The following is a 21576-nucleotide window of genomic DNA, read 5'->3' on the forward strand; positions in this document are numbered from 1 at the left end:
AACGGGCGGGTTCTCCCCCCTCCCCTCATCTTTACACAGTCTTTACACTTCTCCCATACTGTCTTTACACTCCATCCCTATACTAAAAGTTGAAAGGCATACAAAACATAAACAAAGGGGAGAACATTCATTGATTAAATCCATTCAAAAAACCATTCTTATCGGAGTGGCAGCTCTCGCACTTACTGCTTGTAGCGCAAAGGACGAAGAAAGTGGCACTGCTTCCGCAACTGCTTCTTCGGAACTTGAAGGAAGTGTTCTTATCGATGGATCTGGAACGGTTTACCCGCTCATGGCAAAACTTGCTGAAAACTACATGCTCGATGAACAAGAAGGCGTCTCTGTAGAAGTGAGTCGCGCCGGCACGAGTGCTGGTTTCAAAAAATTCCTTGTAAAAGACGGAACAGATTTCAATGATGCTTCTCGTACTATAAAAGATGAAGAAACTCAAGCTGCAGAGGATGCAGGGATTGACGTGAAAGAGCTCAAGCTCGCACTTGACGGTCTTACGTTTGTCGTCAATAAGGATAACGATTGGGTCGATCAACTGACACCCGAACAACTTATCAGTATTTTCACAGCAGACGGTGAGGTAACAAAATGGTCGGATTTGGATCCTTCTTGGCCTGACGAAGAAATCAAGGCAATGGGGCCGAACGAAAACCACGGAACTTACGAATTCTTCTACGAAAAAGTGTTGGAAGAACAAGATTTAAAGTCTTCCGTTAACTTGCAACAAGATTATTCTACACTCGTTACTCTCGTATCAGATGATAAGAACGGTATAGCATTCTTCGGATTTGGCTATTACGCAGGAAACCAAGAGAAACTAAAAGCAGTCCCTGTAGACTTCGGGGACGGACCCGTCGAACCTTCACTTGAAACAATTGCAGAAGATGGAGACTATGCAGCATTCACACGTCCTGTGTTTACGTATTTGAATGTCGGACACGCAAAAGAGAAGCCACAAGTGCTCGACTACGCAAAATACGTCTTGGAAAATGCAAATAAGATGGCAGGCGAAACTGGATTTGCACCGATTCCGGAAGCTGAGAGTAAAGAGAACCTGGATTTCCTGAATTCACTCGGTGATAAGTAAGACATCGCCACTCATCGCAGAAAAGGAGGATGAGAGGTTATGACATCTCCATTCCAAGCAAGTTCAAGTAGCAACAGTAGCATTCGTGACCTCATCCGTCACAATCAGGACAAGAAGTCGTTCAGAAAAACAATTGAAGTCTGGATTCCAAGATTTCTGTTCCTGCTCGCTTCCTTATCCGTTCTAACGACGGTAGGCATTCTCATTATTTTATTGACCGAAGCTATTGAGTTTTTTAAAACAGTGCCAATACTCGACTTCTTCACTGGAACTGTGCTGAAACCACTTAGTCAAACACCCGCCTTTGGTATACTTCCCCTTGTAATGGGGACACTTGTGTCCTCTGGGATTGCGATCTTAGTGGCGGGTCCAATCGGTCTCATGGCAGCAATCTATTTGAGTGAATATGCTTCACGTCGGGTACGGAGCGTCCTGAAGCCTGCACTGGAATTGCTTGCAGGTGTGCCGACCATCGTCTATGGGTTCTTTGCATTCACATTTGTTACTCCATTGCTTCGACAATGGATACCTAGCTTAGAAGCTACAAATATTTTGAGCCCTGGCTTGGTAATGGGTGTCATGATCATTCCGATGATTGCTTCGCTTTCAGAAGACGCGATGCGTTCTGTCCCTCAGGCCATGCGTGAAGGTTCTGCAGCACTCGGTTCCACAAAATTGGAAACAGCCCTAAAAGTGGTTGTACCGGCTGCGCTATCCGGCATCATTGCTTCCTTTGTACTTGGGATTTCGCGTGCACTCGGTGAAACGATGATCGTCGCAATTGCAAGCGGCAGTTCTAAAAACTTCACGTTCGACATCACAGAATCTATGCAAACAATGACAGCCTATATTGTAGAAGTTACAAGTGGTGATGCGGCAGCAGGTTCCACAGTTTACTATAGCTTGTACGCAGTAGCGATGACGTTATTTGCAACGACGTTACTGATGAACTTACTGGCAGGGAAAATCGCGCGTAAGTTCAGGGAGGTGTACTAATATGCTTCATACACGACAATCGCCAAATTCATCTAGAATTCGTTTCCGTCTTCTCGCAGACCGCTCAGCCAAGATAATGTTCGGAGCTGCTGCTCTGTTTGGAATTGTCATCATGGGCATCTTGTTAGTTCGAATTACTTCCGAAGGCTTGAGTTGGCTTTCACTCGATTTCCTAACAGGACGTTTTTCCACTACACCTGAACGAGCTGGAATTATGGGAGCCGTACTCGGTACTTTCTGGTTGCTAGCTGTTGTTGTTCCAGTAACTATGCTGGTTGGAATTGGTTCGGCTGTATACTTAGAACTCTATTCAAAGAATGGTAAAATCCGAACGTTCATTCAAACCAATATTGGGAATCTTGCAGGTGTCCCATCGATTGTCTTCGGAATTCTCGGATTGACGGTGTTTGTAAGAGCACTCGGATTTGGAAGTGTCGTACTCGCTGGAGGGCTTACCTTATCGTTGCTCATTCTCCCTATCGTCATTGTTTCAGCTCAAGAAGCACTTCGATCTGTTCCACATCAGCTCGGAGATGCGTCCTACGCATTAGGTGCTTCCAAGTGGCAAACCATTCAATCTGTTATTTTGCCAGTCGCTTTACCATCAATTTTGACGGGTGCAATCTTAGCTCTTTCAAGAGCCATTGGAGAGACAGCACCGCTTGTAGTCCTAGGAATACCTGCGTTACTCATCCCATTCCCAGGTGGAATCTTAGATCGTTTCACGGTCTTACCGATGCAAATCTACTACTGGACATTGGACGCAGCACTGGTTGCAGACTATGCGCACTTAGCTGCAGCCGCTAGTATTGTGTTGCTCATCAGTCTGTTTCTACTGAATGGCTCTGCTATTTACTTACGGAACAAATACACGATTAAAGCGTGAAGACACAAAAACGCTAGCTTCCAATTAAGGAGCTAGCGTTTTTGTTTTTCTTACTTAGCCTCTTCCAAGACTTGTGTTACCAGTGCAACAAGTTCAGAAGGGCTGAATGGTTTAGGCATGAAATAATCTGCTCCAAAATGAGCAGCTAAGTCACGATCTGATTGCTGAGCTTTTGCTGTCAGCATGATGATCGGGATTCCAAGTTTGAGCGGTTGTAAGCGTTCTAATACCTCTGGCCCTGTTAATTTTGGCATCATGTAGTCAAGGAGGACGACATCGTATTGACCAGTTGCTGCTTTGTCAAACCCTTCTTGTCCATCCTGCGCTTCTTCCACTGCATATCCTTCAAAAGAAAGCGTATCAGCAATCAGCATTCGTAAAATCTCTTCATCGTCGACCACCAGTATCTTCTTGCCTTCTTCCATGAGCGATCCTCCTGGTCTTGTCAAATTTGTATTAAAACATTCTAGATGATAAATTCTGGATCCGAGATAGAATTTCGTTCTTTTGGAAAGGTTTCATCAGATAATCGTCCGCGCCTAGCCAAAGTGCAGACTTAATATCCTCTTCACTCGTGCGGGCCGTCATCATTGAAACCAAGACATTATTTGTATCGGGTCGTCGCTTTAGTCGTTCCAATACTTCCAGTCCATCCATTCCAGGCATGATACCGTCCAAAAGGATAATGAAGTTGGTATCCGGATCATACCAGTCCGCTGCTAGAAATGATACTCCGTCTTCAAACAACTTCACAGATAACTCAATGTCAGGTAAAATCCATCCATTCAGTTCTTCTTCCAACATCGTCCGGATAAGGAGGTCGTCATCGACAATGATGACTTGAAGTTTACGCTTTACTTGGACTATACTCTTATCAAAAATTACACTCCGATTCCGTCCAGTGCGTTTTGCTTGATAGAGCGCTTGGTCCGCTTCAATAAGAAGCATTTCCAATCTACCTTCATATTCTGCGATTCCTGCTGAAAACGTGACAGAAAATGAGCGATCGCCATCTTCGAACACAAGCTTATTGAAGGACTCATGCAACCGTTCTACAAAAGTATTTGCTTCTTCTGTGCCACCTGCAATGAGCATGACAAATTCTTCTCCTCCATAACGGAAGATATAGTCGGTTTCCCGTTTTTCTTCAAGGGCGATCCTGCTAAAAGCCCTGAGAACTTCATCACCTGTGGGATGTCCATATGTATCATTTACACTTTTAAAATGATCTAAGTCCATCATTACGACAGAGAATGGTGTGCCAGAGCGTTGCGAGAGTCTTTCACAGTATTTTAGCATCTCATCTAACCGTTTTCGATTACCTACACCAGTCAATCCGTCTGTCGTAATGGATTGACTAATTGCTTTTCGTAATTTATCTCGATTAAATACAAAAGGTACAAATACATCCAGTTCAAATGGCTTTCTTATAAAATCCATTACCCCTGCTTCATACGCTTGGCTAATAACTTCATTGGAATAGTTACTGCTCATTAAGATGGAAATTACATGCCGATCACTTGCAGTATCACAAATTCTCTTATAGACTTCCAACCCCGTCATATCCGGTAGTTGTAAGTCAATCATCACCATATTCGGCTGCATATCGTAAAATTGCTGTATACCACGTTTGCCATTCATGGCGACAAGAACTTGCGCGCCTAGCTGTTCCAACAATTCCTTTACAAACGAGACGAACTCTAAATCGTCATCTATAAGTAAAATGAAGGTCTCTTGGTCAAAATGATTCGTATATAAGTCCGGCAATACGATATCCCGTCTTTTCTTTTTGTTTCCATTAACCAGGAGACGAATGTTCTTTTTAAAATTTTTTAAAGAAGAGACTGGAATACCTGCTTCATCATCTGGAGACAAGATTTCTAAGTGGGCACTGCAAAATTCTGCTAGATCATGAAGCCCAATTGTTCCAGCAGTTCCTTTCAATGTATGAAGAAACGCATAGAGTTCGGACTCATTCACCATCTTTTTAGTGTCCCATTTCGTGAAAGATTCCTCTGTTTTTCCAGCTAACAGTTTACGATACTTTTCGTAGTCCACACCTACACCCCCGTTCCCTACTACAAACGTCCTTCTCCCCTGAACACAGCTCATTTGATAATTTTGAAAAGAACTGAAGTCCTTTTAATCTAGGAACTTCAGTTCTTCATCCATTAACGTTAGTCTAATCCCATCTCTTGAGTGACCACATTGACTATTCGAGTGCTATAACTTTCACATGCTTCTGTTGTTGGTGCTTCCACCATCACACGAACTAATGGTTCTGTTCCAGAAGGTCGTACGAGAACCCGTCCTTCTCCAGCCATTTCAACTTCTACTTCGTTAATAATCGCAGCGACTTTTGCATTATCCGTTACAGCATGCTTATCCGTCACTCGGATGTTCACAAGCTTTTGAGGATAAATCGTCATACCACTCGTCAATTCAGACAACTTCTTACCAGTTCGCTTCATAATATTCACAAGCTGCAGTCCAGTGATAAGACCGTCTCCCGTTGTGTTATAGTCCAGCAAAACAATATGTCCTGACTGTTCGCCGCCAAGGTTATAATTGCCTTTACGCATTTCTTCTACAACATAGCGATCACCTACCGCTGTTTGAGCACTTTGGATCCCCTGTTCTTCTAACGCTTTGTAGAATCCAAGATTACTCATAACTGTAGAAACAATCGTATCTGAATTTAACGCGCCTTTTGAGTGAAGATAACTACCGATGACATACATGATCTGGTCTCCATCTACAATCGTTCCCGTTTCATCGACTGCGATTAGGCGGTCTCCGTCACCATCAAATGCAAGTCCAATTTGAGCATTTTTCTCAAGGACAAGTTTAGCGAGTTCTTCAGGGTGAGTTGAGCCAACCCCGTCATTAATGTTTAATCCATTTGGGGACGCCCCCATGGTAGTCAGGTCTGCTTCTAAATCTGCAAAAACGTGTGTTGCAATCGTAGAAGTTGCACCGTGTGCGCAATCGAGGACTACGTGCATGCCTTCAAAATCACCGTCTATTGTTTGTTTCAAATACTGATTGTATTTTTGACAGCCTTCGAAGTATTCTGTAATGGTTCCTACCTCGCCACCTGTTGGGCGAGGTAACGTATCTGTTTCCGCATTTAAAAGTTGCTCAATTTCAGATTCAAGATCGTCTGACAGCTTAAAGCCGTCTGCTCCAAAGAATTTAATGCCATTATCTTCGACTGGATTATGTGAAGCTGAAATCATAACACCCGCTTGAGCATTCATGGCTCTCGTTAAATAAGCTACTCCTGGTGTACTGATTACGCCTAGTGTCATGACTTCGACTCCTGTTGACAAAAGCCCAGCGATTAACGCACTTTCTAACATTTGACCAGAAATACGAGTATCTTTTCCAACAAGAACACGTGCTACTTCTGTTGAATGCTGCGTGAGGACGTGACCTCCGAAACGACCTAACTTAAAAGCCAATTCTGGAGTTAATTCTGCATTTGCAACGCCTCTTACACCATCCGTACCGAAATACTTAGTCATTTTCATTCTCCCTTTCGATCCTATCCATTCTGCGTATTTTACGCTTGTTCAACCATTACTGTAATATCTTTAAAACTAACTTCATACTGAACATTCGATGGTACCTGCACAAAAATCGGCAGAACGTGGTCACCTACATGGTTCACACTTTTAGCTTCTGCAAACACAGTAACATCCGTTTCAGTTAGCGCATCGATCACTTTCTCTTCGCCCGTTAACGTAACTGCTGCTACCCCATCCGAAGGCTTTACAATTCTTCCTTTAAAACTGTTGTCTAAACCATGTATTCCAATTTGTATCCCAGTAAATTTACGAGTCTTCTTAGTGACGGTGCTAGGTTCCTGTCCATCTGTAGAAGGTTCTTCTGTTGCAACATCTGAGTTGGTAGAGTCTCCAGAAGACGGTACTTTGGCTTCGTCATCGGACTTATCTCCATCCGCATTATCCTTTTCTGCCTCTGGAGATACTTTGACGTCAATATTGACATTCACTTTGTCAACTGACATTTTTTGGACACCTTTTGGTTTTGGCAATTCAATCGATTGTTTCCCGCTTCCGGTAATCTTACTCACATCTACATCCACGTTCAGCTGATCGATAGCGTCTACCGTTTTACGTGGGCCATATAAGGTAACCATTTTCTCATCGGATGTTAAGGAGTTGACAGTAATACCTTCTTTTGTTTTCCCTTTTTGCTTAACGGATATTGGTACCTCTTTATGATACGCTTCTACATCCACTTTTACAGTGACTTCTTCTGGTTCAATAGAAACATTCAATTTGTTCAAATCTCGATCGAGTACTCGAACTCTTCCTTTTTGCTCAAACGATTTGTTGATTTCATTGTCACCCGTTACAGAAACTTTTACAAAGCTGATGGAATCCACAACACTTTTAGCACCTGTTACTTCAATCGTCGATGGATCCACTTCCATTTTCACGAGTTCGTAATCATCTGCCAGTAACTTATCGTTCATTTCCGGATCGACTTTAAACGATTGTGTAACTTTCTCTTCAATATTTACTTCTATCGTTGCCGGATCCAATTTGACTTTGATTTTATCTGAAATATTTTCCGTCTGAATTTGAACCGTGTGACTTCCCATAGGCATGCTTCGTAAATCGACTTTCAAAGTAAAGTCTTTGAGTAACTTTGTTGTCTGAACTAAATTTGTTGGTCCTTTAATTGTCATATTGACCGTTTCAGGAACTCCCGTAACCACGAGGTTTTCGTTGTCGTAGTAGACTTCAACTGGAACATCATTAATGATATCCACTGAGTCTCCTACATTTGCAAGCGATTTTTTTTCTTCGTCTGCACGGACAGAAAAGAAGAGAAAGAGTGCAAGTGCGAGTGCCGTTAATCGCAAAAACCAAGGACTATCCATGAATTTATCCATTTTTTCTCTTCCCCCATTTCCAAATGGAGTTTACAGCACTAACAGCGTTAGTGTCCCCGAACCAAGCGAGACGTACAATTCGTTCAAATTCTTCCATCGATACATTGCGATTAATATCGCCGTCAGTTGTCACACTAACAGCACCGGTTTCTTCGGAAACAATAATGGTGAACGCATCGGTCACTTCACTAATTCCTAGCGCTGCTCGGTGCCGAGTTCCTAATTCTTTTGAGATGAACGGGCTTTCCGAAAGTGGTAAATAACAGGCTGCTGCTGCTATTTTGTTTTTTTGAACAATGACTGCCCCATCGTGCAGTGGTGTGTTCGGGATGAAGATATTAATGAGTAATTCTGATGAAATATCAGAATTCATGGTGATACCGGTTTCAATGTATTCACTTAAGCCCGTTTCTTTTTCCACTGTAATGAGCGCTCCGATTCGTCGTTTCGCCATATAACTCACCGATTTAGTAAATGCACTAATCAGACGATCTCTCTCTTCTTCTTCCTGCATTTGTGTCCGAGCGAACAGTCGCCCTCGGCCAAGCTGTTCCAGTGCACGGCGCAACTCAGGTTGGAAAATGATAATCACAGCTAAGAAACCAAATGTCAGGACTTGCTCTACCATCCATTTCAAGGTGTCTAGACCAAGTAATTCAGTCAAAATCCGGACGATTAAAATAACAAAGATCCCTTTTAATAGCTGTACAGCTTTTGTTCCTTTGATAATTGTGATGAGTTTATACACAACAAACCAAACGAGAAGCACATCCAAAATGGCTTTCAAGACTTCAACAGCATTCATATTTGTAATTATTCCCCAATCAGGCATGCGCTTCCCCTACCTTTGCAGACAGTTTTTCACTAATTTAAGTATACCATAGAGCATTCTTTACATGCTGTACTTAGACGGGAAAACCGTTCACCAAGTTCCCGCCCTACTGAAAAAGCGACCGGCAAAATTGCGCGGCGCTTACTCAGTATCTTGATTTTCAGTTTTGTCCGGGGCTAGACCTTTGAATGCGGTTTTCATCTTATACCATAGCCAGTCGAATAGTTCATCGATTTCTTCAATATTACCTGTCACGACGGCGGTGGAAGCCATATACTTCTCTCCCCTGATGACAGTTACATTTCCATCCACCTGTCCCTCAATACGTAAGTCCCCATTTTTTACTACGAGATCCCCTTTGACCACTTCGCCTGCAGGGACGACAACTGTATCTCCTTCAATTATGAGGTTCGGTTGCATCGTAACTGAAAATTGTTCGTTAGTATTGTAGCTTGAAAAAAGTGCCGCACTCATTAGAATGAGAAATAATGCTGCTGCAGACAACATCGGATGTTTGCGTAACCAGCGATTTACTCCTGTCTTCTTTTTTTGTTGTGTGCGCTGAGGTAATCGCGCCATGACTCCCTCAGTAAATCCAACCGGTGCTTGCATCGGATCTGCGAGTTCAAGGAGCGCGACCGCATCACTCAATTCGTCGAATAGCTTTTGGCATTCTTCGCACGTAGCGAGATGTTCGTTTAATACCTGTTCTTGTTCAGGAGCAATTTCTCCATCCAGATATTCGTGCATATATTGGACAACCTCATTTGGACAGTTAGTCATCCTTACCCCTCCTACATTGTACCTATCTGTTTTCGTAAAGCATCCCGCCCTCGATGCACACGTGTTTTTACAGTGCCTAGCGGAAGGTCTAATATGTCGGCGATTTCTTGGAGTGGCAGTTCTTCCATATACCTAAGTGTTATAACAGAACGATACTTTTCTGGCAACCGTCCAATCTCGTATTGAACACGTTCTTGTGTCTCCATACGTTCGACTTCCTCTTCAGGTAGATCTTCAGCGGCTGCAATTTGTGAGTACATATCGAGCCCTTCCGTCCCTGGAACTTGCGCATCCAGAGAATAATCCGGCTTCTTTTTCCGGATTCGATCAATGCATAGGTTCGTCGCAATTCGAAAAATCCACGTTGAAAACTTACGCTTTTGGTCAAACGTATGCAAATTTGAATACGCCCTAACGAAAGCCTCCTGCGCGATATCCTGTGCCTCCTCCCGACTTCCGAGCATCCGATAACAGACATGATATAAGCGGTTCTGGAAAAGCAGTACAATCTCTTCAAAAGAATCTTGATTCCCTTTCAGCACTTCATTTATTCGTTTATTGATCAACTCATCCAAAGACTCTCATCCTCCGCTTCTGCTGCGGCTGTCCCTTCTATACGGATGAAGGGGTCTACAGGTTTCATTTCAATATAAATTCATTTTACCAAATTGCAGAAAAAATTTCCTTACTTTCTACAATACACACAAAAATAAGAGACACACATTGATTGTATGCCTCTTTTACACTCATTTATTAATTTCAAAACGTGCAAGAAATTCCCCTTATAGAAGTTTTTCACCGAATAGCGAACCGATTAATCCAACTGCTACGTCTGCAGTTGCATTTTTATCATCCAAAATCGGATTGACTTCTACAAACTCCGCAGAAGTGACTAATCCTGAATCTTGAAGCATCTCCATTGCTAAATGACTTTCACGATAACTAATGCCACCTGGAACCGGCGTGCCTACACCTGGTGTATAAAGCGGATCCAATCCATCCAAATCCAGTGACAAATGGAGACCGTCAATGTTTTTAGATTTTAAGTAGTCAATTGCTTGATTCATGACAGACGTCATACCATCACGATCGATTTCGTGCATCGTGAACACTTTAATCCCCAATTCTTTAATCACTTTGCGTTCACCAGGATCGACAGAACGTGCTCCTATGATAACAACGTTTTCAGGTTTAATTTTCCGACCCTCTTTATAGATGTTTACAAGTCGATCGTGCCCCATTCCAAGGCTCACCGCTAGAGGCATCCCATGGATATTACCCGAAGGTGATGTTTCTTCTGTATTAATATCAGCGTGCGCATCATACCAGATGACACCAAGATTATTGTATTTCTCTGATAGTCCTGCAAGTGTACCAATCGCCATGCTATGATCGCCGCCGAAAACAAGCGGGAATTGTTCAATCTTCGTTAACTCAGCTACACGTTCAGCAAGCTCCGTGCATGCATTTGTAACTTCATCAAGGTTTTTCAACCCATCTATGTCTTGTCCAACGCGCTCTCCCGTTGGCACAGCAATATCTCCTGTATCTGTCACAAGATGGCCAATTGTTTCAAGACGAGACACTGCACCTGCGTAACGAATTGCACTTGGTCCCATATCTACGCCTCTTCGGCTCTGTCCGTAGTCAAGCGGAACGCCTACCATTGAAATGTTTAAGTTCTTCTCCATGTCTATTTCCCCCTGAAGTTTTCTTTATCTGACATTTCTATTGTATCCGCTTCTTTCTAATGGCTCAACCAAGCAATATACTGAATATTTATTCAGAAGCATTACGCCTTTTCGGAAACTTTTCAAGAAATTCACGAATTTCTGTAGCTGGAATTGGACGGCTATAAAAATAGCCTTGGCCCTCTCTGCAACCAAGTTGCCTAACAATATCTGCTTGTTCTGCTGTTTCAATTCCTTCTGCTATGACATTCATCCCAGCAGTGTCCGCCATTGTAACAATCGCTTTTATGATCGCACGGCTATTTTCACTCGTTTCAATATCCCGAACAAATGACATGTCAATTTTCAATGTTTCCGCAGGGAATTCCTTTATATAACTGAACGAACTAAACCCGGTTCCAAAATCATCTATGGATACAACGAATCCAAGGTCTCGCAACCGTCTAAGAGACGAACTCATTTCCAACCGGTCTGCAAAAGCACTCTCTGTCACTTCCATTTCAATACATGCAGGATCTAATCCAGTCTTCTCTAGTAGTGATTGAACAAATGGAATAAGATCTGGACTCTCTAATTGGACCGCCGAGAGGTTGACCGCTACTGTTATAGGCACTGTACCAACAGCCTGAAGTTGCTTTGCTTTTTTAAACGCTTCTTCTAAAATCCATTCTCCAAGAGGAATGATAATCTTCGTTTCTTCTGCTAGCCCGATGAATTTGTCGGGAGGAATTCGTCCAAGATCAGGATGTTGCCATCTAACTAGCGCTTCAAATCCAACGATTACTTCTTTGTCCAGATCAACTTTCGACTGATATTCCAATAGAAAATGTTCCTCTTTAACACTTTTCCGAAGCTCGTTTTCTAAAATAATTCGATCTAACGATTCAGAATACATATCAGGAACAAAAATTGCACTTCCTGAACCCCCTTGTTCTTTTACATACTGCATCGCTTGCTGTGTCGTTGTAATCCAACCAGGCACTTCAGTTGCATGAATAGGATATACAGACAGTCCACAGCTTACAGAAGGATTATATAATTGCCCCGCCACTTCAACAGGTGCTTCTATTATTTTCTGCAATGCACAAGTCCACTCAAATAGTTCTTCGGGGGACTTATCGCTTTTTATGACAAAAGCAAACTCATCTCCAGCCGTTCTTCCGCACAGCTCCCCATCCAGATACAAAGAAAGCCGCTCTGCAATTTTTTTAAGAATTTCATCGCCCCGATCATGACCAAACGTTTCATTGGCATAACGCAGTTTGTCAATGTTTAGGTGGACTAATCCAAGCAATTCGTCCGTATTTTTTACTCGATCTATTTCAACGAACAATCCTTTTAAAAATGATCTTCGATTTAATAGGCCAGTTAACTGGTCAATGGATGATAAGTCCAAAATGAGTTTTTCTTGTTGTTTTACAGCCGTGTTATCCTGTATGACCAAAACGCTGTATCCTACATATTCCCCTTCAGTTGTAATACGTGACAAACTACCACGCATTTGCATATTGCAGTTTTGATTTACTTTTAAACGGAATTCTACCGATACCTCTTGTACTTGTGACTGATTTATACGATGAAGGGCGTCCCTTAAGTTGTCTAGATCCTCACTTACCATCGCCTTCAATAAATCAGGATTTGAGTCGCCGATTAATTTTTCAATTGACGGCGATTGGTAGTGAATTCTGCCTTCTTCATCTACGACAGCAATATAGTCACCCGAGTTTTCTGTAATCAGCCGATACAACTCTGCTTGTTTTCGTAATGTTACTTCTATGTTTTTCTTTTCAGTTATGTCATGTCGAATCGAAATATATTGTTTCGGAGTTCCTTTTTCATTTAAGAACGGCACAATTGTGGTATCCACCCAATAGTGAGAACCATCTTTAGCGCGATTGCAGATTTCTCCTCGCCAGATCCTCCCTTGACCAATTGTCTTCCACATTTCTTTGAAAAATGATTTTGGGTGAAATCCTGAATTGACAATGCGTTGATTTGCCCCTATGAGCTCATCTTGAGAGTATTGTGAGAGGTTTGAGAAAAACTCGTTTGCATAAATAATTTCTCCGGTTCTATCCGTAATCGCTACAATTGCAGAATTATCTATGGCATATACGATGTCGTTCAACAATTGTGAGACCTCTAGTTGTGGTTGACGATGAACTAAGTTATGAATCATATCCTGATGGTTCGTCATGTGACACCTCTTTCATCAAGGAACCGACTGGAACCTGTGAGTATTCATATTAATAGATATAAGACAAAAAAACCCTTTCCGTTGAGCTAGGAAGGGACGAGGACGTTCTATTTTAACTATCGGTTTGTTTTAAACACTTTTTAAAAGATCATTTTTTCGAATTATTTCAAGAGTAATGTCATATTGTAACTAGGATTTCCAATTATTTTGTATTGCTCCAAATACCTTACGGTATTTCTCGCAAAAATTTTTAAAACGAAGTTTATATGTGTAATCCTAGTATCTATTGCAGGTTTTATACAGAGTTTTCTTTTCTTGCATGGTATTGCTCCAAATACCTCACGGTATTTCTCGCAAAAATTTTTAAAACGAAGTTTTAAAAATTTTGGCTGGGGTAGCTGGATTCGAACCAACGAGTGACGGAGTCAAAGTCCGTTGCCTTACCGCTTGGCTATACCCCAGTAATTAAAAAAATCGGCTCATCTCTGCGCCGGAGTACTACTAATAAAGATAACCAATCTTTTAAAAGACTATACATGGAAAATGGTGGTGGGGGACGGATTCGAACCGCCGAACCCGGAGGGAGCGGATTTACAGTCCGCCGCGTTTAGCCACTTCGCTACCCCACCATTAGTTAATTGTTGATAAGCGTGCATGGCGACATCGCTTATCTGCTATGTACTACTGAAACAAACATGGTGACCCCTACGGGATTCGAACCCGTGTTACCGCCGTGAAAGGGCGGTGTCTTAACCGCTTGACCAAGGGGCCATATTTATAGCTAAACCGTCGCCAGCTGTTTAAAACAGATTACTGGAGCTTCCAACCGGATTCGAACCGGTGACCTCTTCCTTACCATGGAAGCACTCTACCTACTGAGCTATGGAAGCATAGGTATGGAAAATGGCTCCGCAGGTAGGACTCGAACCTACGACCGATCGGTTAACAGCCGATTGCTCTACCACTGAGCTACTGCGGAATAATAGTATTAGCTTCTATCGAACAACGAAAATTATACCACAACTTCTAAAAATAGCAATAAGTTTTTTTATCGCGTTCTCTTCGTCTATTGACGACTTTTACATAATAGCATGTGGTGCGCATAACGGTCAAGCCTTCATCATAAAGTACAGTAAACATGTTGGAAAGGAGCTTGTTGTGCTAAAAAAAATAGGTTGGATCATTATCATTTGTACGCTAATTTTCGTATTATGGCCCTCTTCCATTACAGCTCCTCAGATATTGAGTGTGTTCAAACTAACACAGGAACCCGATGTTGTTGTTAGAGGTACATCCGGCTCGGCTCTGACTTTGGATATTTCTTTTGGCGACTCTGCTCTTGAAAACTGGATTGCAGAGCTAGAAGCCCCTTATCCTTTGTTACTAGTAGATACTGCTTGGGCAATGCGCTTCCCGGACTCTGCTGAACTCATTCGCAAAAAGAATATTCCTGTTGCTCTTTTAGGTAAAGATGGAGCCGCCTATGAGGAAGATTCTGCCCTCTTCACTAAGCAGTTAGAGGAATTCACGACCCTATTCGAGAAAAAACCTCTTTGGTTCCGTACAAGCGATGAAGTCTTTCCAAAACTACTTCAAGAATCCTTATGGAAGCATGAAATAAATGCTCTCGGTTCCACTTTACGTTGGAAAGGAGGAAAACTCCCTCCTCATAAAAAAGGTGAAATATTAACCGTATCCCTAGAGCGCAAGGGAAAAACAACTTTGGATGATATCGATCGATTATTAGCCAGTCGTGAATTTCAATCCGTGGAAGATGTATTATTTGCGACAGATGTCAAAACCAAAAAGATTCCTGAATGACAAAAGACGCACATCTGGCAATTTTCTCCAGTGTGCGTCTTTTGTTATTTTGCATTGGCAGCTTTTTGTTTTCTGCGCTCTGCTTTTCTTGCATCTAATCTTAGTTTGTCCTCATCAGACTTGCGATTGTACTTCGGAAGCGCGAGGAGTTGATAGGCATTCACAGCGACAAGCGGGAATAGCATAATCGTCACCCATGTGTCGACTTCTCCTTTGCGGACCATCAAAGCTGGTAACCATTCAAGAGTTGTAATGACGATCATGAAAAACAAAGCGGAAATCAAGATATGTTTTTTAGTCCACTGTGCTTTGAACCAAGCCGTTACTGCTGCAGTTCCTACAAGTATCACAAGCAACACCATATAGAGAACAGTCCGTCCTGCATCATCTGAAGTCAGACGGAATCTGAAAAAGACTAAGTCAAAGAGAACAACGACGATCAACAGTAGTTGTACCCAATTCCAGAGTGTCAACGTTCTAAACAAATTGACTCCGAACTGGTGAATGGTCAAATAGGCGAAGAATCCCATTTGTGCGATTACACTCATCGTAAACCCTAGAAATACCATCCATAAAAAAGCACCTAAAAACTGGACATATTCTCCTGTTGATAAGTATGAGTAAAAAAAGTTCCAACGAACAATCAGTCCGACAAGTCCAGTAATAGCGCCACCTAAAAGTAGAGCCCGTATGAAAAATTTAATCCAATTTCGTATAGTCACAGCAGCGTTCCTCCGTTTTAATTACTGATTCTAGTGTAACAGCGATTTATCGAAAAATCTATTTCATTCAACAGTCTTTGCATAATATGCGCAAAGTTGTGAACAATAATTGAAAAGCCAGTGGAGGGATTTCAAATTCATGAGAAAATTAGTAATGTATCTGCTCCCTGTCCTATTCGTCTTATCCGCATGTAGCAATGCACAAAACGCATCCCCTTCTTACGATGAAACAAAAAAGATGATGACTGATGCGATACAAACGGAGGAAGGGAAAAAAGCGATCAGACAGTTGCTGACGGAAGAAGAATTCAGAAAACAGCTCGTCCTTGAACAACCAGAAGTAACTTCCGCCATCGAATCGACGTTACTTTCAAAAGAAGGAAAAGATTTTTGGAAAGAAACGTTCGATGATCCAAAGTTCCAAAAAACAATTGCTTCCAGTATGAAGGATCAGCAACAAGAAATTATGAAAGCTTTGATGAACGATGCGTCATTCCAAAAAGAGCTTGAAGAGTTCTTTGGCACTCCTGATATGCAAAAACAGCTAGAAAACATCTTGCACTCTGGCTCTTTGAAAAAGGAATTTGAAAAAGCAATTGAAGAAACGATTAGCAGTCCCTTGCTCCAAGCAAAATGGCAAGAACTCATTTTGCAGGCAGGAGAAGTGAAGCCAGTTGAAAAAGACGATAAGAAAAAGAAAAAAGAAGATGACAAAGAAGAAAGCGGAGGGGGAAAGTAACCCACTCCGCTTTTACTTATTTCTGGATTTTATCCACAACGTTTTGAGCAATTTCCAAGTAAATCTGTCCAATCGGATGGTCAGCTGCGTAAACCGATGGTGCGAAGTCCTTTTCATCCCAATCAGGTTGCCCTAGTGGAATTTGGCCAAGCAATTCTGTGCGAAGTTCCTCAGCAAGCCTCTTTCCGCCACCAGAACCGAAAACAAACTCCTTTTCACCCGTTTGTTTGGATTCAAACCAAGACATGTTTTCAATAACTCCTAGCAACGCGTGGTCTGTTTGCAACGCCATTGCACCCGCACGAGCAGCGACGAACGCAGCTGTTGGATGTGGTGTTGTCACTACGATTTCTTTAGAGGCAGGAATCATCTGGTGAATATCGAGCGCAACATCACCAGTACCCGGTGGTAAGTCGAGGATCATATAATCCAATTCTCCCCATTCCACGTCTCTGAAAAACTGGTCGAGTACTTTACCAAGCATCGGTCCACGCCAAACGACAGGTGCATTATCTTCAACGAAGAAGCCCATTGAAATGACTTTAACACCTTTACGCTCAACAGGAATAATCCGATCTCCACGGATTACAGGTGATTCTGTAACCCCCATCATATCTGGAACACTAAAACCGTAAATATCTGAGTCAATTAGCCCTACTTTTTTACCAAGACGAGCAAGACCAACTGCTAAGTTAACGGAAACTGTCGACTTCCCAACTCCACCTTTACCTGACGCAATGGAGATGAACGTCACATCATTGATAGGAGATAGTAAATCTTGGGCTTCTGCAGCTGTCGCAGTTCCACGGAATTTCTCCAATGTCTCTTGAGGCAATTCTTCAAATCGAATTCCCACCGAATCAGCACCCGCAGCCTTTAGAACCTCGACAACTTTTGTTTGAAGGGTCATTTGCTCAGCTGTGTTCACTTTAGCAATTGCCAATTTCACACTCACATGCGCTTTTTCAGGCTTGATGGTAATGCCGACGACCCCATCTGTTTCTGCCAAAGTTTTATGTAAAAAAGGATCGCTCATACCGCCAAGTAATTCACGTACTATTTCTTCATTTATCACAACGGAACACTCCTTAGAGTTTAGTACATTCACCCCAAGTATATCATAGTCCGTCTTCCGAGTACGGCGATGCGCTTATCATTTTTGGTCCATTAACTGATGTTTGACAACCCCTTCGACAATCGCATCCGCAACTTTTTTCCGATAATTAGTATCAGCCAGCAGTTTATGTTCTTCAGGATTTGAAATGAACCCTGTTTCAACGATGACAGAAGGAACTTGAATATTCTTCAGTAAGTACACACCTTTGATCTTCATAGCTTCACGGTCTGTATTCTTTAATTGGTCTTTAAACGCACTCTGGATCGATTTTGCAAGTGCTTCTCCACCTTTATGTCCTTCAGGATGGTAAAAAACCTGTGCCCCTCTCCACTGCGTCTGTGGGATCGCATTCACATGGACACTTAGAAACAAATCAGGTTCTTCAGTTTCGGCAATCTTAACACGCATCTTAAGGTCTTCGAATTTGCGTTCTCGCATCGATGAGAACTCTTTATCTGGCGCATGCTCAGCGATGGCATCCCCAGATTTCGTACGCGTCATTACAACAGTAGCCCCTTTTTGTTTCAACTTCTTTTCCACTTCTTTTGTAATGGCAAGATTGACATCACTTTCAATAAGCTCTTTAGTAGATGCACCACCATCTTCTCCTCCATGCCCTGCATCCAGCAGTACTTTGACGCCAGCTAGCTCCGCAGGCATGAAAAATGCACGATCCGAAGCATTTACTCCATACCAAACAACGCTTAAAGAACAAACTAATAGTAAGCCAATAATCATCACACGCTTCATATGACACCGCCTTTTTCATTCACTATACGCGCGAGCGGTTTCTAATATGACCAAGCATAGAAAAGACGCCTTCCTTTGAAAGACGTCTGCAAGAGTTACTTATTCGATTGGGCCCTGCCAGCTAAGCATACCGCCAGTCATATTGGTTACGTCATATCCTTCTTCTTCTAAAAACTGCGCTGCACGACCGCTTCTTCCGCCCGAGCGACAAATAATTGTATACGGCTTTGTTTTGTCGAGTTCTTCTAATCGAGCTGGAATTTCACCAAGTGGAATATGGATTGCACCAATGACTTTACCCGTCGCAATTTCATCCGATTCCCGAACGTCAACCATGTTAATCTGCTGACCTTCTTCTAACAACGTTTCCAATTCACTCGCTGTAATTTCTTTCATCTTGTTTACCTCCTGTACGCTTGACTTGCTATGGGTATCATATACGTTTCACTCAATCGCGTCCATTGCTTTCGCCTAGTTGCTCTTGCTGATGAATCACTTGATAGTTCAGTGGAAGTTCGATATTTGCTTCATCGAATGCTACCTTGATGGCCTTCAGAAGGTCTCGTTCACATTCCCATTGCAGTCCATTTTCAACTTGACCAATCACTCGGAGCACGACGTTTGTGCCATCTATACTTTGCACTCCAATCGCATGCGGACCATCTTTAAAACGTTCATCACGCTGGAATTCATCACAAACCCGCTCCAACACACTAATCGCTTGGTCGACATCGTTGTAATAGCTAATCCCAACATCAACAAGAGCTCGCATGTTGCCACGTGAATGGTTTGCTACATTTTCGATAATGCGGTTCGGTAAGTAATTGAGAGTCCCATCGAACGCCCTTACTTTCGTAGTTCGTAAACCGATCTCTTCCACGACTCCGTCAATGCCCGCAACCGTTACATAATCATCCACTTCCATCTGTTGCTCCAGAAGGATGAAGAACCCTGTCACGACGTCACTCACAAGCCCTTGTGCACCGAATCCTATGGCTAGTCCAACAACACCAGCACCGGCGATAAGAGGGCCAATGCTCACACCGAATAGGGATAGCACGGTGCCAATAAAAATGAAGATCATTACATAAGAAAAAATATTTAAAAGTAATTTATCGAGTGTCTTAATGCGACCCGGTTTTGTCTTTCTAGTCAGAGACATCTTATGAATGGTCGCACTGATCATTTTTTTGCCTAAAGGAACCGCAATAGAAAAAGTCGCAATTATGACGGCAAGCTTGATAGCTGTTTCAATTATTTTATCCAGGTCAAAAGGGATTTTAGCAAAAAATTGCTCCATTTTTAATAGAAACCTCACTTTCATGCTGTTGCATTAAAATAGCATACCCCATATGAAAACTTATTTTCAAGCAATTCGGTGCCCAGTTTACAAGTCAGAAAATTACTTTCAACTTCGACCTTTTTCACGTATAGGTAAATGTACAGCCTGGTTTTTGAATTTATCTTCCTATAGGTAGAAATCTTTTTATGTAATCACATTTCCTAGTTAGGTAATAGACTATGTTAAACACCAAAAGTAGGAGGAGTTCTATGGGAGCAAAAAACGGCCAGGAATTCATAAGCCGTATTAACCAATTGAAACCGGAAATATGGCTGGATGGCCATCAGTTAAAGGCGCCTATTTCCGAATGTCCAGAGTTCCGGGGACTGTTAAAAACAAAAGCCACTTTATATGACTATCAGGTTTTGCGTGGACATAAGTCCGAGATGACCTACGATTCTCCTACATCTGGCGAAAAAGTAGGGATTTCTTTTTTACAGCCAACAACAAAAGAAGACTTAAAAAAGCGCAGGACTATGATCGAGAAATGGGCACGCCAAACCTGTGGACTAATGGGAAGAAGTCCAGACTACTTAAATACGGTTCTTATGAGTTTTGCAAGCTCCTCATACTTTCTAGAAGGAAAAGAGAATTGCTTCCCCCATCATGTTCAATCTGCATATGAACGGGCGAGAGAACAGGATTTGACGTTTACTCATACATTCATTAACCCCCAGGTAAATCGAGCACCAATATATTTCGAGTCTTCCGATGAGCCCATCTCCGCAAGAATCGTGGATACTACAAAAGATGGCCTCGTTATAAAGGGTGCGAAATTGCTTGCAACCCAAGGCGGACTCACTGATGAAATCCTTGTATTCAGTGCCCCCAAATTACTCCCAGACCCAGATGAAGCCTTTGCGTTCACACTACCTTCAGATGCTGAGGGAGTGCGTTTCATCTGCAGGGAATCTTTTGCAGGTACTGACTCCACATTTAATTATCCACTGAGCTCTCGATTTGAAGAGATGGACTCGATTGTCGTGTTCGATAACGCACTCGTCCCATGGGAGCGTGTTTTCTTTTATCACAATACTGAAGTGGCTTCCCAATTCTTCGCAACCAGTTCCTTTCATCCATATACACTCCACCAAGTCATTACACGACAAGTTGTCAAAACAGAATTCATGCTAAGCGTTGCGAAACTTCTAGTAGAAACGATAAACGTAGGCGAGTATTCGCACATTCAAGGAAAATTATCAGAAATTATCATTAGTTTAGAAACGCTGAAAGCATTGTTGGATAAATCCGAGCAAGATGCGACACTCGATCAATGGGGCTATATGCGACCTAGTATGATGCCACTCCAGGTAGCAAGTAACATCTTTCCTATAGTCTATCCTCGCTTCAGTGAAATCATTCAGTTAATAGGAGCCAGCGGGATGGTAACCATTCCTACCGAAAAAGCGTTCCAATCCGATATCCAGCAGGACTTGGTTCAGTATTTGCAAGGGGCTACTAAAAATGCAGAAGACCGAGTGAAAATCTTCAGACTCGCATGGGATTTGACGATGAGTTCTTTCGGCACAAGACAAACTCAATACGAACGCTATTTCTTTGGTGACCCCATTCGTCTGGCCAGTCAATTGGATCGCTCTTACCCATTACCTAATGGGTTTTCCATGATCGAGTCTTTGCTCGGGCCATTAGATGGATGTCAAAGGTAATCCTATC

20 protein-coding genes and 5 tRNA genes are annotated in these 21576 nt (G+C 42.4%); 6 read left to right on the forward strand and 19 right to left on the reverse strand.

Features of this window, described 5'->3' with window-relative positions; translation table 11 throughout:
• Positions 1 to 133: 133 nt before the first annotated feature.
• Genes N693_RS0105535 through pstA form a run of 3 tightly spaced genes read left to right on the forward strand, consistent with a single transcriptional unit; the run spans position 134 to position 2981 of the window.
• A complete protein-coding gene (locus N693_RS0105535; RefSeq protein ID WP_025783811.1) occupies positions 134 to 1099 on the forward strand; it encodes a PstS family phosphate ABC transporter substrate-binding protein in 966 nt (321 codons plus the stop codon).
• A gap of 39 nt (positions 1100 to 1138) precedes the next feature.
• Positions 1139 to 2095: a phosphate ABC transporter permease subunit PstC gene (pstC, locus tag N693_RS0105540; protein ID WP_025783812.1), complete on the forward strand. Its 957-nt coding sequence runs from the start codon at positions 1139 to 1141 to the stop codon at positions 2093 to 2095.
• A 1-nt stretch (position 2096) separates the two neighbouring features.
• Complete coding sequence (pstA, locus tag N693_RS0105545) at positions 2097 to 2981, forward strand: phosphate ABC transporter permease PstA (RefSeq protein ID WP_025783813.1); 885 nt, start codon at positions 2097 to 2099, stop codon at positions 2979 to 2981.
• Between the two features lie 50 nt (positions 2982 to 3031).
• Here pstA and N693_RS0105550 read toward each other — a convergent pair whose 3' ends face one another.
• From N693_RS0105550 to N693_RS0105620, 14 genes are all read right to left on the reverse strand, one after another.
• Positions 3032 to 3406 carry a response regulator transcription factor gene (locus tag N693_RS0105550; protein WP_025783814.1) on the reverse strand — a complete coding sequence of 125 codons (375 nt, stop codon included), beginning with the start codon at positions 3404 to 3406 and terminating at the stop codon, positions 3032 to 3034.
• A gap of 31 nt (positions 3407 to 3437) precedes the next feature.
• A complete protein-coding gene (locus tag N693_RS0105555) occupies positions 3438 to 5039 on the reverse strand; it encodes a diguanylate cyclase (protein ID WP_025783815.1) in 1602 nt (533 codons plus the stop codon).
• A gap of 119 nt (positions 5040 to 5158) precedes the next feature.
• A complete protein-coding gene (gene glmM, locus N693_RS0105560) occupies positions 5159 to 6508 on the reverse strand; it encodes a phosphoglucosamine mutase (RefSeq protein ID WP_025783816.1) in 1350 nt (449 codons plus the stop codon).
• Positions 6509 to 6546: 38 nt separating this feature from the next.
• The gene (locus N693_RS0105565) at positions 6547 to 7908 is read right to left on the reverse strand and encodes a YbbR-like domain-containing protein (protein ID WP_025783817.1); all 1362 of its coding nucleotides are present in this window, start codon (positions 7906 to 7908) and stop codon (positions 6547 to 6549) included.
• Positions 7901 to 8740 carry a diadenylate cyclase CdaA gene (cdaA, locus tag N693_RS0105570; protein ID WP_025783818.1) on the reverse strand — a complete coding sequence of 280 codons (840 nt, stop codon included), beginning with the start codon at positions 8738 to 8740 and terminating at the stop codon, positions 7901 to 7903. Before cdaA ends, N693_RS0105565 begins: the two co-directional genes overlap by 8 nt.
• Before the next feature lie 141 nt (positions 8741 to 8881).
• Positions 8882 to 9523, reverse strand: a complete 642-nt coding sequence (locus tag N693_RS0105575; RefSeq protein WP_025783819.1) for an anti-sigma factor — start codon at positions 9521 to 9523, stop codon at positions 8882 to 8884.
• A gap of 11 nt (positions 9524 to 9534) precedes the next feature.
• Complete coding sequence (gene sigW / locus N693_RS0105580; protein ID WP_025783820.1) at positions 9535 to 10098, reverse strand: RNA polymerase sigma factor SigW; 564 nt, start codon at positions 10096 to 10098, stop codon at positions 9535 to 9537.
• 207 nt (positions 10099 to 10305) lie between these two features.
• Positions 10306 to 11214, reverse strand: coding sequence for an arginase (gene rocF / locus N693_RS0105585; protein WP_025783821.1), 909 nt, complete (start codon positions 11212 to 11214; stop codon positions 10306 to 10308).
• 88 nt (positions 11215 to 11302) lie between these two features.
• Complete coding sequence (locus N693_RS0105590) at positions 11303 to 13411, reverse strand: EAL domain-containing protein (protein ID WP_025783822.1); 2109 nt, start codon at positions 13409 to 13411, stop codon at positions 11303 to 11305.
• 386 nt (positions 13412 to 13797) lie between these two features.
• Positions 13798 to 13872, reverse strand: a tRNA-Gln gene (locus tag N693_RS0105600).
• Between the two features lie 83 nt (positions 13873 to 13955).
• Positions 13956 to 14040 (reverse strand) — tRNA-Tyr (locus N693_RS0105605).
• 67 nt (positions 14041 to 14107) lie between these two features.
• A tRNA-Glu gene (locus tag N693_RS0105610) sits at positions 14108 to 14182 on the reverse strand.
• A 43-nt stretch (positions 14183 to 14225) separates the two neighbouring features.
• Positions 14226 to 14301, reverse strand: a tRNA-Thr gene (locus tag N693_RS0105615).
• Positions 14302 to 14315: 14 nt separating this feature from the next.
• Positions 14316 to 14390, reverse strand: a tRNA-Asn gene (locus tag N693_RS0105620).
• Between the two features lie 179 nt (positions 14391 to 14569).
• Between N693_RS0105620 and N693_RS0105625 the strand changes: the two genes are divergently transcribed.
• Positions 14570 to 15232: a hypothetical protein gene (locus N693_RS0105625; protein WP_025783824.1), complete on the forward strand. Its 663-nt coding sequence runs from the start codon at positions 14570 to 14572 to the stop codon at positions 15230 to 15232.
• Positions 15233 to 15276: 44 nt separating this feature from the next.
• Here N693_RS0105625 and N693_RS0105630 read toward each other — a convergent pair whose 3' ends face one another.
• Positions 15277 to 15954 carry a KinB-signaling pathway activation protein gene (locus N693_RS0105630; RefSeq protein ID WP_025783825.1) on the reverse strand — a complete coding sequence of 226 codons (678 nt, stop codon included), beginning with the start codon at positions 15952 to 15954 and terminating at the stop codon, positions 15277 to 15279.
• 139 nt (positions 15955 to 16093) lie between these two features.
• On the opposite strand from N693_RS0105630, the gene gerD reads away from it, so the two are divergent.
• Positions 16094 to 16693, forward strand: a complete 600-nt coding sequence (gerD, locus tag N693_RS0105635; RefSeq protein ID WP_025783826.1) for a spore germination lipoprotein GerD — start codon at positions 16094 to 16096, stop codon at positions 16691 to 16693.
• Positions 16694 to 16709: 16 nt separating this feature from the next.
• Here the strand turns inward: gerD and N693_RS0105640 are convergent, their stop codons facing one another.
• The 4 genes from N693_RS0105640 to N693_RS0105655 all read right to left on the reverse strand — a co-directional run bounded on the left by N693_RS0105640 (position 16710) and on the right by N693_RS0105655 (position 19860).
• Positions 16710 to 17768: an Mrp/NBP35 family ATP-binding protein gene (locus N693_RS0105640; protein WP_025783827.1), complete on the reverse strand. Its 1059-nt coding sequence runs from the start codon at positions 17766 to 17768 to the stop codon at positions 16710 to 16712.
• A 78-nt stretch (positions 17769 to 17846) separates the two neighbouring features.
• The gene (locus tag N693_RS0105645; protein WP_025783828.1) at positions 17847 to 18560 is read right to left on the reverse strand and encodes an N-acetylmuramoyl-L-alanine amidase; all 714 of its coding nucleotides are present in this window, start codon (positions 18558 to 18560) and stop codon (positions 17847 to 17849) included.
• Positions 18561 to 18659: 99 nt separating this feature from the next.
• Positions 18660 to 18956 (reverse strand): rhodanese-like domain-containing protein, encoded by a 297-nt coding sequence (locus N693_RS0105650; protein WP_025783829.1) that lies wholly within the window; start codon positions 18954 to 18956, stop codon positions 18660 to 18662.
• 52 nt (positions 18957 to 19008) lie between these two features.
• Complete coding sequence (locus N693_RS0105655; RefSeq protein ID WP_025783830.1) at positions 19009 to 19860, reverse strand: mechanosensitive ion channel family protein; 852 nt, start codon at positions 19858 to 19860, stop codon at positions 19009 to 19011.
• 251 nt (positions 19861 to 20111) lie between these two features.
• Between N693_RS0105655 and hpaB the strand changes: the two genes are divergently transcribed.
• On the forward strand, positions 20112 to 21569 hold the full coding sequence (hpaB, locus tag N693_RS0105660; RefSeq protein WP_025783831.1) for a 4-hydroxyphenylacetate 3-monooxygenase, oxygenase component: 1458 nt from the start codon (positions 20112 to 20114) through the stop codon (positions 21567 to 21569).
• Positions 21570 to 21576 lie beyond the last annotated feature (7 nt).

This window comes from Sporosarcina sp. D27, from assembly GCF_000586555.1.
GTDB lineage: Bacteria > Bacillota > Bacilli > Bacillales_A > Planococcaceae > Sporosarcina.